At 53.1% G+C, this 13112-nt stretch carries 12 protein-coding genes; 9 read left to right on the forward strand and 3 right to left on the reverse strand.

Going from position 1 to position 13112, the window contains the following annotated elements; translation table 11 throughout:
* Positions 1-13 precede the first annotated feature (13 nt).
* From N7E69_RS13695 to N7E69_RS13720, 6 genes are all read left to right on the forward strand, one after another.
* Positions 14-757, forward strand: coding sequence for a transcriptional regulator (locus tag N7E69_RS13695; protein ID WP_000081368.1), 744 nt, complete (start codon positions 14-16; stop codon positions 755-757).
* Positions 730-1218: a hypothetical protein gene (locus N7E69_RS13700; protein WP_000545419.1), complete on the forward strand. Its 489-nt coding sequence runs from the start codon at positions 730-732 to the stop codon at positions 1216-1218. Before N7E69_RS13695 ends, N7E69_RS13700 begins: the two co-directional genes overlap by 28 nt.
* Before the next feature lie 399 nt (positions 1219-1617).
* Positions 1618-2142, forward strand: a complete 525-nt coding sequence (locus N7E69_RS13705) for an Ail/Lom family outer membrane beta-barrel protein (protein WP_000830237.1) — start codon at positions 1618-1620, stop codon at positions 2140-2142.
* A 143-nt stretch (positions 2143-2285) separates the two neighbouring features.
* On the forward strand, positions 2286-2927 hold the full coding sequence (locus tag N7E69_RS13710; protein WP_000610818.1) for a helix-turn-helix transcriptional regulator: 642 nt from the start codon (positions 2286-2288) through the stop codon (positions 2925-2927).
* A 10-nt stretch (positions 2928-2937) separates the two neighbouring features.
* Entirely contained in the window at positions 2938-3162 is a 225-nt protein-coding gene (locus tag N7E69_RS13715) for a membrane protein (protein WP_000737127.1), read from the forward strand.
* Between the two features lie 57 nt (positions 3163-3219).
* Positions 3220-3579, forward strand: coding sequence for a DUF4156 domain-containing protein (locus N7E69_RS13720; RefSeq protein WP_000722978.1), 360 nt, complete (start codon positions 3220-3222; stop codon positions 3577-3579).
* Positions 3580-3648: 69 nt separating this feature from the next.
* Here the strand turns inward: N7E69_RS13720 and mdsC are convergent, their stop codons facing one another.
* From mdsC to mdsA, 3 genes are read right to left on the reverse strand one after another with little or no spacing between them, the layout of a single operon-like run.
* Positions 3649-5106, reverse strand: a complete 1458-nt coding sequence (gene mdsC / locus N7E69_RS13725; RefSeq protein ID WP_001675691.1) for a multidrug efflux transporter outer membrane subunit MdsC — start codon at positions 5104-5106, stop codon at positions 3649-3651.
* A gap of 16 nt (positions 5107-5122) precedes the next feature.
* Complete coding sequence (gene mdsB / locus N7E69_RS13730; RefSeq protein ID WP_000673145.1) at positions 5123-8290, reverse strand: multidrug efflux RND transporter permease subunit MdsB; 3168 nt, start codon at positions 8288-8290, stop codon at positions 5123-5125.
* Complete coding sequence (gene mdsA, locus N7E69_RS13735; protein WP_001254863.1) at positions 8287-9513, reverse strand: multidrug efflux RND transporter periplasmic adaptor subunit MdsA; 1227 nt, start codon at positions 9511-9513, stop codon at positions 8287-8289. Before mdsA ends, mdsB begins: the two co-directional genes overlap by 4 nt.
* A 276-nt stretch (positions 9514-9789) precedes the next feature.
* Here mdsA and golT point away from each other — a divergent pair, with 276 nt between their 5' ends.
* From golT to golB, 3 genes are all read left to right on the forward strand, one after another.
* Positions 9790-12093 carry a gold/copper-translocating P-type ATPase GolT gene (gene golT, locus N7E69_RS13740; RefSeq protein WP_000083303.1) on the forward strand — a complete coding sequence of 768 codons (2304 nt, stop codon included), beginning with the start codon at positions 9790-9792 and terminating at the stop codon, positions 12091-12093.
* Positions 12090-12554, forward strand: a complete 465-nt coding sequence (gene golS, locus N7E69_RS13745) for an Au(I) sensor transcriptional regulator GolS (protein WP_001020586.1) — start codon at positions 12090-12092, stop codon at positions 12552-12554. Before golT ends, golS begins: the two co-directional genes overlap by 4 nt.
* A gap of 77 nt (positions 12555-12631) precedes the next feature.
* A complete protein-coding gene (gene golB, locus N7E69_RS13750) occupies positions 12632-12826 on the forward strand; it encodes a gold resistance metallochaperone GolB (protein ID WP_001159469.1) in 195 nt (64 codons plus the stop codon).
* The last annotated feature ends 286 nt before the right edge of the window (positions 12827-13112 follow it).

Here is a 13112-nt window from a genome sequence, read left to right on the forward strand (position 1 = left end):
GGCGGATATTTTTATGAGTCAGAACAATTATCTGATTGACAAAAGAGTTATTCTTGATTGTGAACGAATGACGCTTTCCTGCGCCGGAGAGTCGATAACGATATCTGAATCGGAACGCAGTTTGCTTATCGCTTTTCATGAAGGCCTTTTTAAAAAAGATGATTTAATTAACTATGTCTGGGGGCGCAAAGGTGTCGTGGTCTCTGATGCCAGTTATTATAAATTGATTAACCAGCTACGAGGGTCATTTGATAAAATTGGTCTTAAGGGGGCGTCTGTTGTGACTCGTCCTCGCGTGGGTGTTTTACTCTCAGTTTCCATTGAACCGTTGAGTGATGAGGCGCAAAATACGCCGTTGCCTGCTGTTGCTGAAACAGAAGTATCGACGGTTGAAGTGCGGCACGATGACACTATTATTACCCCAATACCGGGCGCTGTGAATAAAAAAGATTGGCTCTACTTTTGCCTGGCCGCGCTTCTGATGTTTTTTATGATGTATAAAGTTAAGGGTGAAAATATTGATTACTTTACCCTCCAGGGTTCGTATGATGGATACACTTTTTATAGTGTCGGGCATGATAAAACCCATCTGACGGATATCGTTGAAGCGTACTCTGAGATGAGTAATGAAATACATAAACAAAACGGAAAAATCATTTATTACATTCGCGTTCCTAATACAAATATTTTTGTCCAGTGTCTTAACCAACTTGATATAGCGGAGCCGAAATGCATTTCCATAAAAGAACGTTATTAAGCGTGGCGACGCTTGGTATGCTGGCTGTTTCAGTCGTACTGATGGTAGTTTGGGTACGAAACAGTAACCATAGTTCTATTAATACTAATGAATTTTTATGTACGACAAGAACGGTAACGACGATACAACCTAAAGATATCCATGCCGATGGCAGTCTTGTTCTTGATTTTAAGATGAAGAGAATTACGCTTCAATATGAAATAAAAACAAAAGATAACGGTGTAAAAATATTATACCGGGACGTGTATATGAAAAATTTACATCGAACAGCGCCTGGTGTTTATACGTTCGAAGTATCCCAGGTAAAAGTCTTTGCCACGGACACGGCTGGCGATCTGTTATCATATTTACGGGTTCTGCATCCGGAAGCGGCTAATGAGATTCGAATATCTAAAGTGGGTGAGAAAACCTTTTTTTATTCTCTTAATCGGCAGCTTTATAACGTTTGTACCGCGCAGTAGATCTGAATGTTGTCTGAATGCGTCAGAAAGCGAGTTGCGAAATTGCCCTCCGCAAGGGTAAAGGTTAACTCAATAATCAATAAAATACATGAAAAACAATTGGTTATGAATTTTGACTCTTCAAGGAGGTGACTGATACTCGCTGATAACCTCTCGCTGTCCGCCTGACGGATGCGATGCCAGGATCGGGTCTGAAGCAACTATGAATCCGCCATTAATAAAAAAGTAAGAACTCTGTAAGACTGATTTCATATCCATTATCGAATATATCAGGTTATATTACCTCCGCAGTTGGCATGACTGGTAATAAGCGCATTAGGTGTTCTTAATCTAAATGCTATTTGTGTGCCATAAGTTCCGGTACCGCCTTAATTATATATCAAAAATGGAGTGGTTTTAATGAAAAGACGGTCTTCGTTCCTTGTTTTTTTAGGTTTATTATTAGCGTCACCTTTGGCTTTGGCTAACGATCAGCACACCGTATCGTTTGGTTATGCACAAACTCATCTCAGTTCATTGAAAAATAGCGATAGCAAAGATCTGCGAGGCTTTAATTTTAAATATCGTTACGAGTTCAATGAGACCTGGGGGATGTTAGGCTCATTCACCGCGACGCGCAATGAAATGGAGAACTACACCTGGAAAGAGGGAAAATTGCATAAAAATGGTTCCGATTCTGTAGACTATGGTTCTTTGATGTTTGGACCAACATATCGTTTTAATGACTATGTGAGCCTGTACGGCAATGCGGGTATAGCGACGATGAAATTTAATAAACACTCAAAAGAAGATTCCTTTGCCTACGGCGCTGGCGTAATATTTAATCCAGTTAAGAGTATATCTATCGATGCATCATGGGAAGCCAGTCGTTTCTTCGCTGTGGATACCAATACATTTGGTGTCAGCGTAGGTTATCGCTTCTGACATTAAAATTATAAGCGTTACGTTTATGGCAAGGAATTAAAAATAATATGGCGCTGCTACAGAATAGGGATGGTTATGAGCGCTCAGGTAATCTTAAGAGGAAGATAAAACACTCACCGTAGCGTTATTCTATTGATGAAATTATGATAAATTCACTATCGGAACAACTTCCGTTAAAAACGATAGGTATAGTTTTAACGGATGATTATTATACTTATTTAGGCATCGCTTCACTCTTTGAGGATGGGAAGTGTTTTATGTTCCCACTCAATGGAGAATATAATTCGTGTCAGATATCAGCTAGCGAAGATATCATAATTATTATTGATGGACGAGTTTTGATTCAGGGGGGCTGGAAAGGTTTTAAGGCGCTCATGCAGCATTATCCACATGCTCGTCGAATATGGCTCACGCGCAGAGATATTGGAAAACTTTATCCACATGGCTGCGATAGAGATCCTGATATCGATCCCGATTTGGCAAAGCCTGTTTTTATTGAGCATTTCATTAAATACGCTTGTGCAAACGAAGTAGCGGTCGGTGAACTTGCGCCGTTGACAAAAAAGGAGGAGGAGTTGTTATGGCACTTTTTATATAAAAAGTCGATGAGTCAGATCGCCAGTAGCTATGGCATGAGTCGTAAGACTTTGTACATTCATAGATTGCGTATCTGTCGTAAATATGGCTTCAAACGCTTTTTCCATTTGCTATTTATTTACCAAAGAAGTCGCCATATCTTCGCATCTAAAATTTGCCGTGTAGACAAAAACGCCGATCAGGCTTGAAGCAAACAAGATGAAAAAGTTAACGATGAGAGAGTGTGAAAGCATCAATCCTACTATGCTGCTTGCCATTAAGATACTTATCTCGGCGCTTGACGAAAAAACAAAAATAAGACTCAGAGAGCATATTGAAAAAACTGAACAAGAAATAGCCTCAAGCATACATGATAGCATCATGACAGAGACTTTTCTTCAGCAAATGAAAGACATTCGTTACATCTTAAATATAGTTCCTTGACGGCGTTCAGAAGCAAGAACGCGTTATTATTTAATGATTAATAGACCAGGTATTAGTATGAAAAAGATCTTAGTATGTTTCGTCGGCTTGGCTTTAACCGCATGTAGCGCTAATTCGTTGAATTATGGCGCTGAACAGGTACGGGTGATGACCAGCGAGCCAGGTAAGGAATGCAGCTACTTAGGGGATATCACGGGCAGCCAGGGGAATTTCTTTACCGGTGGCTGGACTTCCAACAGTAACCTGGAAACGGGTGCCCGTAACGATCTGAAAAACAAAGCTTATAAAATGGGCGGCAATACGGTAGTCCTGTTAACCCAGCGTGCAGGCCAGACAGGAAGTTCATGGCACGGTTCTGGCTCAAGCAAACAAACGAATGTCACGTTAAGCGGGAACGTTTATCGTTGCCCTCGTTAACCTTATTTTGCAGGCAATATATGCCTGTTTAGCGCGCGCGCCGCACTGGCGACGCGCGCGCTATTTGGGCTAACCTTGCTTTTTCTCGCTGTATTCCCGCCAACCGCCGCCTAATGCTTTATACAGATTAATGATATTCAGCTGTTGCATGAGCCGTGTGCGCACCAGACGCTGCTGCGCGCCATAAAGCATACGATGGGTATCAAGCAGCGTAAGGTAGTCATCGACGCCTTCCTGAAAACGGAGTCCGGCCAGCTCATAGGCGATTTGACTGGCTTCAACCGCGCGTTGTTCTGATTGCACCTGGTCACTCAGCGTACGCTGTCCCGCCAGACCATCCGCCACGTCGCGAAAGGCTTGCTGAATAACGTTTTCATACCTGGCGATTTCAATCTGTTTTTGGACATGCGCCCTATCCAGGTCAGCGCGTAATGCGCCGCCGTGAAAGAGAGGCAAGGTGATTTGCGGTAGAAAACGCCAGCTTCCCGATCCCGGTTCAAAGAGTCCGCTAAGAGACGCGCTGGCCGTTCCCGCCGCGCCTGTCAGGCTGATGGTCGGGAAGAAGGCGGCGCGCGCTGCGCCTATCCGAGCGTTTGCGCCACGCAGCCTGTACTCGGCGGCGCGAATATCCGGGCGGCGTACCAGCAGATCTGACGGTAATCCGCCTGGCAGTGTGGTCGGGATCGCGCCTTCCGTAAGCGTGACCGCCTCGTTTAGTCGACGCGACAGTTCAGGCGTGAGCGGCTGGCCCAACAGCAATTCCAGCGCGTTACGATCCCGCGCCAACTGTCGCGTATACGCCGCGCGATTGATTTCGGCAGAACGCAGCGCGATCTCCGCCATACGCAGATCGAGCTGTGTGGCGTTGCCTGTCCGGGCAAGCTGGGTTGTCAATGTGTATGAACTTTTTTGCGCGGCCAGCGTATCTTCGGTTAAGCGCAGCAGCTCCCGGTCAGCCCGTAGCGTCAGCCAGGCGCTGGCGACTTCGGAAACCAGGCTCATTCGCGCCGCAATGTACGTCTCATCAAGCGCCATATAGGCGGCTAATGCCTGGTCGCTAAGGCTTCGCACTCGCCCCCAGAGATCCAGTTCCCAGGCCGTCGTCGCCCCAGCCATCTCGTAGCGTCGGTTAATCTCAGGCTCGTCCGTGACGCTGAGATCGGCGGGAGTGCGACCGGCGTCCATGGCGGTGGCGATGCCGAGCGTCGGCAGCATCTCCGCGCGCTGAATACGGTATAACGCCCGGGCGGCTTCAACATTGAGCCCTGCCTTGCGTAAATCCCGATTATTGCGTAACGCGATCGCGATCAGTTCCTGTAGAAGCGGATCGTGGAAGAAATCACGCCAGCCAATGTCAGCGGCATCCGGCGCGCCAGAAACGGTTGACGTTGCGTAGGGATAGACCACCGCAGTCGGCGATGTGGGGCGTTCGTGCTTCGGCGCCATCGTACAGCCAGCAAGCGTGGTGACGAAAGCAAGCGTCGCCAGCGTGGCGGTCTGCCGATAGCCTGTAAAAGTGATCTTCATTATGCCATTCCCATCATTATGCTTGCTGATCATGTGAATCAACGCGGTTCTCACGCTTTAATGCCATCCTGCGAACCACCACGTAAAACACAGGCGTCAATAACAGGCCGAAGAGCGTGACGCCCAACATGCCGGCAAACACGGCGATGCCCATCGCATGTCGCATTTCCGCGCCGGCACCCGTCGCGAGTACCAGCGGTACTACGCCTGCGATAAAGGCGAATGAGGTCATCAGGATAGGACGCAGACGCAGGCGGGACGCTTCCAGTACGGCGGTCAGCGGGTCTGCGCCTTCGTGTTCTTTGGCGCGGGCAAACTCGACAATCAAAATGGCGTTCTTGGCCGCCAGGCCGACCAGCACCACGAAACCAATCTGCGTAAAGATATTGTTATCTCCGCCAGATACCCACACGCCGACAATGGCTGAGAGTAATGACATAGGCGCAATAAGCAGGACGGCGAAGGGCAGCGACCAACTGTTGTACTGCGCCGCCAGGATCAGGAAGGCCAGCAGCACCGCCAGCGCAAAGATAGCAAGCGCAGAGTTGCCGGCCTGTTTTTCCTGATAAACCAGATCGGTCCATTCGAAGACCATCCCTTCCGGTAACGTTTCACGCACGATCTTTTCAATCGCGTCCGTCGCCTGTCCGGAGGAGAAGCCCGGAGCCGGTCCACCGCTAATATCTACCGAGGGGAAGCCGTTGTAATGGATGATTCTGTCCGGCCCCGACTGGCGCATAATCGTGACGAAAGCGCTAAGCGGGATCATCTCGCCCTTCGCATTGCGGACTTTAAGCAGGCCGATATCCTCTTGCTGCATACGGAATGGCGCATCGGCCTGCGCCATCACCCGCCAGGTACGGCCAAATCGGTTGAAATCGTTGACGTAAAGCGAGCCGAGGTTAATTTGCAACGTTTCAAAGATGTCGGTGAGCGATACCCCCATTGATTTCGCCTTCACCCGGTCGATATCCACCTGTAATTGCGGGGCGTTCGTCTGGAAACTGGCCAGCATATTGGCCAGTTCGGGCGTCTGCATCGCCTTAGACATAATCTCGCTTTGCACCTTTGTCATCGCTTCAAATCCCAGTTCCGCACGATCTTCAATCTGCAATTTAAAGCCGCCCGTCGCGCCAAGCCCTGGAACCGGCGGCGGCGGGAAGATACCAATAAACCCGTCGGGAATGTGGCTAAATTTGTGCATTAGCTTTCCGGCGATAGCGTTAGCGGAAAGCGAAGGATCTTCACGCTCGTCAAAGGGTTTCAGCATGGCGAACATCAGCGCCGAATTTGGCACATTTACCGGGCCGTTAACCGACAGACCGGGGAAGACGACGACGCTTTCAACGCCGGGTTCCGCCAGCGCGATAGCGGACATTTGTTTCACGACCGCCTCTGTGCGATCCAACGATGCGCCGCTTGGGAGCTGGGCGATGCCGACGAGATAGTATTTATCCTGCGCAGGCACAAACCCGTTCGGCACCTGATGGAAGCCAAGCCAGGTCAGCCCCACAAAGCCAGCATAGAGCACCATCACAATGACGCTGCCGCGGACGGCCCGACGGACGGTGCTAACATAGCGGTTCGACGCGCTGTCGAAGAAACGGTTAAAGCGATGGAAAAAACCGCCAGTGAACGTGCCCATCAACCGCGTTAGCCAGTCAGCCTTGGCAGTATCGTGGTGCGGTCTTAGCAAAATGGCGGCCAGCGCAGGGGAGAGCGTCAGCGAGTTAATGGCCGAAAGGATGGTCGAAATAGCGATGGTCAACGCGAACTGACGATAAAACTCACCCTGCAGGCCCGCCAGGAATGCGGAAGGGATAAAGACCGCCGTCAGCACCGAGGTAATAGAAAGAATGGGACCAGTGACTTCATCCATCGCCTTCTTTGCCGCCTCTCCGGGACTTTTGCCCTGCGAGATATGCCGTTCCACGTTTTCGACCACAACGATGGCGTCATCGACAACGATGCCTATCGACAGGACCAAACCAAACAGCGAAAGCGTATTCAGCGAAAAGCCAAACAGGTGCATCAAGGCAAAGGTGCCGACCAGCGAAACGGGAACCGCCACCAGAGGAATAATGGACGCCCGCCAGGTTTGCAGGAACAGCACCACGACAAGGACGACCAGCACGAGGGCTTCCAGCAACGTAATCGCCACCGATTGTAGCGATGCGCGCACGAAGACCGTAGGATCATAGGCAATCCGGTATTCGATATCCTGCGGGAAGTTTTGCTGCAACTCATCCATTTTGCCGCGAATCGCGTTAGATACGTCAATTGCATTGGCGCCCGGACTTTGAATAATCTGTAACGCTGGCGCCGCTTCGCCATTCAGTAAACTGCGCAGCGTATAGGCATCTGCGCCCAGCGTGACGCGGGCGATATCACGCAGACGCGTCACCTCGCCGTCAGCGCCGATTTTTACCACAATCTCGCCGAACTGTTCTTCGCTGGTCAGGCGGCCCAGCGTGTTTACCGTCATCTGAAAAGCGGCGGAGGCCTCCGGCTGTTGCCCGACGGAACCGGCGGCGACCTGTACGTTTTGTTCCCGCAACGCCGTAACGATATCACTGGCGGTAAGACCGCGGTTGGCGATTTTCGCCGGGTCCAGCCAGACGCGCATGGCGTACTCGCCCGCGCCCCAGACGAGAACATCGCCGACGCCGGGTAAACGGGCCAGTTCGTCGCGAACCTGCCGGATGGCGAAGTTAGACAGGTAAAGCGAGTCATAGCGTTTTTGCGGCGAGACAAGATGAACCACCATCAACATATCGGGGGACGTTTTCTCCGTTACAACGCCAATTCGCTGGACTTCTTCGGGCAGGCGAGGCAGCGCGCGGGATACCCGGTTTTGCACCTGAATTTGCGCCATATCAGGATCGGTTCCCTGTTCGAAGGCGATAGAGATAACCATGCGACCATCAATGGCCATCTGGGTATTCATATACAACATGCCGTCAACGCCGTTGATCACCTGTTCCAGCGGCGCGGCTACCGTATCGGCAATCACTTGCGGGTTAGCGCCGGGGTAGCTGGCGCTAACCTGTACCGTGGGCGGCGTAACGGCCGGATATTCACTCAGCGGCAGTTTTAAAAAGGCGATAGCGCCAGCCAGCAGCATTAACAGCGACAGGACGATGGCGAAGATGGGGCGTGCAATGAAAAAGTGGGTGAATTTCATTGGCGCACCGCCTTCGGCGCACTGTCGCCGTCCGCTTTAGTCAATGTCGCGGTCTGTTTGTCGGTCACATTCTGTCGCATCGGCACCAGACGCGGCGCAACGGTCATGCCAGGACGCACCAGCCCCTTGAGGATGATTTTTTCTCCCGGCTGTACTCCCTGTGTAACGACGCGGAGTCCATCGACCATTTGTCCCAGCTCAACCGGACGATACTCCACCTGATTCTCCTTGCCGACGATCAGCACATAGTTTTTGCCCTGATCGGCGCTCACCGCCAGATCGTCAATTAGCACGGTTTCCCGCGGCTCGCCGATGGGCAAACTGATTCGGGCAAACAGGCCGGGAGAAAGCATTCCGTCGGGGTCAGGAATCACGGCGCGCGCCCGGATAGTGCCGGTGCTGCGGTTCATCTGATTGCCCATAAAGTCGAGTACGCCCTGATAAGGCAGCCCGTTATCGGTGGTTAACCCCATGTTGACTACCGGTGGATTTTTGTCGGAGCGGGTATGTCGTAACGCCTTCAGCCAGGTGGCTTCGTCAATATCGAAATACACATACATGGGATTGTGAGACACGATAGTCGTCAGAAGCGTGGCGTTACCCGCTACGCCGCCGCTGACCAGATTGCCCCGGGTCACCAGTATGCGGTCAACGCGTCCGGCAATGGGCGCGGTAATACGGGTCCAGGAGAGTTCAAGGCGCGCTGCGGCGACGGCGGCTTTGGCCGATTGCATCTGCGCCTGTCGCGCATTACGCGTGGCGGTGACATCGTCAGCGTTTTTACGTGATACGGCGCCGCTGGCGACCAGTCGTTGAATGCGATCGAAATCCGCCTGCGCCTGGCGGGCCAGTACTTCAGCCTGACGTAATTGCGCGACGGCGGTGTCGAGGGCGACCTCGAACGGGCGCGGATCGATCTGGAACAGCAGTTGTCCGCGGCTTACCAGACGTCCTTCCGGAACGCTGACGGCGTCAAGGGTTCCTCCCACGCGCGAACGCAGCTCCACGGTCTCCGGCGCGGCCAGAAAACCGGTGAATACCGCCGTAGGCGCGAGTGTGCGGCTAAGGGCTTTAGCAACCGGTACCGACGGTGGAGGCGGCGCGCTGGCCGGTGGTCCGACGGCGTTGTCTTTATCCCATAGTGCTTCGCCGGCCATGTAAATCACGCCCCCGCTGGCGGCGATGACGCCGGCTATCAACATAATTTTGAATGTTCTACGCATGTCGTTTCCCTCTTTACCGCAGCGTGTCGGCCATTCCGCAACGCTGCCGCAGAATTTTTGGCAAAGGCTAGGCGTTACAACGAAGGAAAGGTCAAGCGTTCCTGACGGGTTTTTACGGGGCGTGGGTCGGCATCGTGGCGTAAATGTCTCGCATCATCCTCTTTTATGAGCCATCTCACATTCTCGCCGAACCGTGCAGCCTGAATACGCTTGACCTTCCCACAATGGCAAGCTTTAGGCTTTCTGATACCGAATAGTCAGGATGGGGAACTCGTCATGAGTCAGTCAGAAAATCGTCACGACACGATAAGCTTGCTTATTGAAGGTATGACCTGCGCGTCGTGCGTCGCTCGCGTTGAAAAAGGTATTAAGGCTGTGCCTGGCGTAACGGACGCTACGGTGAATCTGGCGACGGAGCGCGCCACCGTCCGCGGGACGGCGTCGGCGGAGGCGGTGATCGCGGCGATTGAAAAAACGGGGTATGAGGCGCGACCGATAGAGACGGCGGGGCAGGGTGAAGACGACTCTGAAGAGAAAAAAGAGGCCGAGCGCGTCAGGCTGAAGCGCGATCTGATTCTCGCCAGCGTGCTGGCGCTCCCCGTTTTTGTGCTTGAAATGGGTTCGCACCTTATTCCTGGTATGCACGAGTGGGTGATAAAAACGATTGGCCTGCAACAAAGCTGGTACTGGCAATTTGCACTGACCCTGTTGGTGCTGACGATCCCCGGTCGCCGTTTTTACCTTAAAGGGTTTCCGGCGCTGGCGCGTCTGGCGCCGGACATGAACTCGCTGGTCGCCGTGGGAACCGCAGCGGCGTTCGGCTACTCGCTGGTGGCGACCTTTACGCCCGACCTGTTGCCTGAAGGGACGGTAAACGTCTATTACGAGGCCGCCGCAGTGATTGTCGCGCTTATTCTGCTGGGGCGCTTTCTGGAGGCAAGGGCGAAGGGGCGGACTTCCGAAGCGATTAAACGTCTGGTGGGGCTACAGGCGCGGGTCGCGCATGTGTTACGCGAGGGCCGCATCGTGGATATCCCTGTCGACGAGGTTGTGCTGGGCGACTGTGTGGAGGTTCGGCCAGGCGAGCGGATCCCGGTTGACGGCGAAGTGACCGAAGGCCGCAGCTTCGTTGACGAGTCGATGATTACCGGCGAACCGATACCGGTTGAGAAATCCGCAGGAAGCGCGGTGGTGGGCGGTACCGTCAACCAAAAAGGCGCGCTCACGGTGCGGGCGACCGCCGTCGGTGGACAGACCATGCTGGCGCAAATCATTCGTCTGGTGGAACAGGCGCAGGGTTCAAAACTGCCGATTCAGGCTGTCGTGGATAAAGTGACACTGTGGTTTGTCCCGATGGTGATGCTTATTGCTGCGCTGACCTTTGTGGTATGGCTGGCGTTTGGGCCGTCGCCTGCGCTGACTTTCGCTCTGATCAATGGCGTTGCGGTTCTGATTATCGCCTGTCCTTGCGCGATGGGCCTGGCGACGCCGACCTCCATTATGGTGGGAACCGGTCGTGGGGCGGAAATGGGCGTGCTGTTCCGTAAGGGGGAGGCGTTACAGCTACTCAAAGACGCTAAGGTGGTGGCCGTAGACAAAACCGGGACGCTTACCGAAGGCCGCCCGGTACTGACCGATCTCGACGTGGCCAGCGGCTTTGAGCGCCGTGAGGTGCTGGCGAAAGTCGCGGCGGTAGAATCGCGTTCAGAGCATCCGATTGCCCGTGCGATTGTCGTGTCGGCAGAAGAGGAAGGGATCGCGCTACCAGGCATGAACGGCTTCGAATCGGTGACCGGGATGGGCGTATACGCTACCGTTGACGGTACGCGTGTTGACGTGGGGGCCGATCGCTATATGCGCGAAATTGGCGTGGATATTAGCGGCTTCGCCACCACCGCCGAACGGTTAGGGCAGGAAGGGAAATCGCCGCTCTATGCGGCTATTGACGGTCAACTGGCGGCGATTATCGCCGTGGCCGATCCGATCAAACCCAGTACGCCCGCCGCAATTAACGCTTTACATCAGCTCGGCATTAAGGTCGCCATGATCACTGGCGATAATGCCCGCACGGCACAGGCTATCGCCAGACAGTTAGGAATTGATGATGTGGTTGCCGAGGTATTGCCAGAAGGGAAAGTCGAGGCGATACGGCGCCTGAAAGCGGCGTATGGGCAGGTGGCGTTTGTCGGCGATGGCATCAACGATGCGCCAGCGCTGGCGGAGTCCGACGTGGGGCTGGCGATTGGCACCGGCACCGATGTGGCGGTGGAATCCGCCGACGTCGTACTAATGTCCGGCAACCTGCAAGGCGTGCCGAATGCTATCGCGCTGTCTAAAGCGACCATCCGCAATATCCACCAGAATCTGTTCTGGTCCTTTGCTTACAATACGGCGCTGATTCCTGTCGCGGCAGGCGCGCTATTTCCGGTCTGGGGCATATTATTGTCACCGGTATTCGCCGCAGGGGCGATGGCGATGTCGAGCGTGTTCGTGCTGGGCAACGCTTTGCGGCTGCGCCGTTTCCGGGCGCCGATGGCAACCCCATCCGACACATCCACGACCCGAGGAGGAGCGTCATGAACATCGGTAAAGCAGCTAAAGCATCGAAAGTCTCGGCCAAAATGATTCGCTACTATGAACAGATTGGTCTGATTCCCGCGGCAAGTCGGACGGATTCCGGCTATCGGGCCTATACCCAGGCTGATGTTAATCAATTGCATTTTATACGCCGCGCGCGCGACCTCGGTTTTTCAGTTGCTGAAATCAGCGACTTACTGAATCTTTGGAATAACCAGTCGCGGCAAAGCGCTGACGTCAAACGCCTGGCGCAGACGCACATTGATGAACTGGACAGACGCATCCAGAGCATGCAGCACATGGCGCAAACCCTCAAAGCGCTGATTCACTGCTGCGCTGGCGACGCGCTGCCAGATTGCCCCATTCTGCATACGCTTGGACAACCTGACGATAGCGAGCCGGAGGCGCGTACCGGAGCGGTATTGCGCCGTCCTCGTCGCCACGGACTGGCAAAGCGTCTGTAAGTCCTGAGATTACGCTTGACCTTCCAACATTGACAAGGCCCAGACTGGCAACAGTTCCCACACAAAAGGAGTTCACTATGCAGTTCCATATTGATGACATGACCTGCGGCGGCTGCGCCAGTACGGTAAAAAAGACGATTCTGACTCTCGATGCTAATGCGACGGTGAGAACCGACCCGGCGACGCGTCTGGTTGACATTGAAACGTCGCTATCCGCGGAGCAGATTGCCGCCGCCCTGCAAAAGGCCGGTTTCCCGCCGCGCGAGAGGTAATCGTCAATGGCGATCGGTCTGGCGACAGGCCGGTCGCGATACGCTAGCCACGCTTCGCTTTCCTTTGCATGAGATAATCCCCATAAAAAATGTGACAAATCATGTGCCAGTAAGCTTTGTTAATAATATGTAATGATTTGTCTATTTTTGCTAACATTTTACCTGCTATATACAAAAAGATAACAAATAAGTAGCGCAACGCTACCTTGTTACGTCGCTTTGACGACGGGAGCGCTCCAGCGTTTCGCCCGCTTCAAAGCTTGATGTTATTTTTTGATGCAGGACA

Source organism: Salmonella sp. 3C, assembly GCF_025426275.1.
GTDB lineage: Bacteria > Pseudomonadota > Gammaproteobacteria > Enterobacterales > Enterobacteriaceae > Salmonella > Salmonella enterica.

Excerpts from the sequence above, each read along its gene's own strand:
- N7E69_RS13695 (WP_000081368.1), top strand. The coding sequence starts at position 14 with ATGAGTCAGAACAATTATCTGATTGACAAAAGAGTTATTCTTGATTGT.
- N7E69_RS13715 (WP_000737127.1), top strand. The coding sequence starts at position 2,938 with ATGAAAAAGTTAACGATGAGAGAGTGTGAAAGCATCAATCCTACTATG.
- golS (WP_001020586.1), top strand. The coding sequence starts at position 12,090 with ATGAACATCGGTAAAGCAGCTAAAGCATCGAAAGTCTCGGCCAAAATG.
- N7E69_RS13705 (WP_000830237.1), top strand. The coding sequence starts at position 1,618 with ATGAAAAGACGGTCTTCGTTCCTTGTTTTTTTAGGTTTATTATTAGCG.
- mdsC (WP_001675691.1), bottom strand. The coding sequence starts at position 5,106 with ATGAAGATCACTTTTACAGGCTATCGGCAGACCGCCACGCTGGCGACG.
- mdsA (WP_001254863.1), bottom strand. The coding sequence starts at position 9,513 with ATGCGTAGAACATTCAAAATTATGTTGATAGCCGGCGTCATCGCCGCC.
- golT (WP_000083303.1), top strand. The coding sequence starts at position 9,790 with ATGAGTCAGTCAGAAAATCGTCACGACACGATAAGCTTGCTTATTGAA.
- N7E69_RS13700 (WP_000545419.1), top strand. The coding sequence starts at position 730 with ATGCATTTCCATAAAAGAACGTTATTAAGCGTGGCGACGCTTGGTATG.
- mdsB (WP_000673145.1), bottom strand. The coding sequence starts at position 8,290 with ATGAAATTCACCCACTTTTTCATTGCACGCCCCATCTTCGCCATCGTC.
- N7E69_RS13710 (WP_000610818.1), top strand. The coding sequence starts at position 2,286 with ATGATAAATTCACTATCGGAACAACTTCCGTTAAAAACGATAGGTATA.
- N7E69_RS13720 (WP_000722978.1), top strand. The coding sequence starts at position 3,220 with ATGAAAAAGATCTTAGTATGTTTCGTCGGCTTGGCTTTAACCGCATGT.
- golB (WP_001159469.1), top strand. The coding sequence starts at position 12,632 with ATGCAGTTCCATATTGATGACATGACCTGCGGCGGCTGCGCCAGTACG.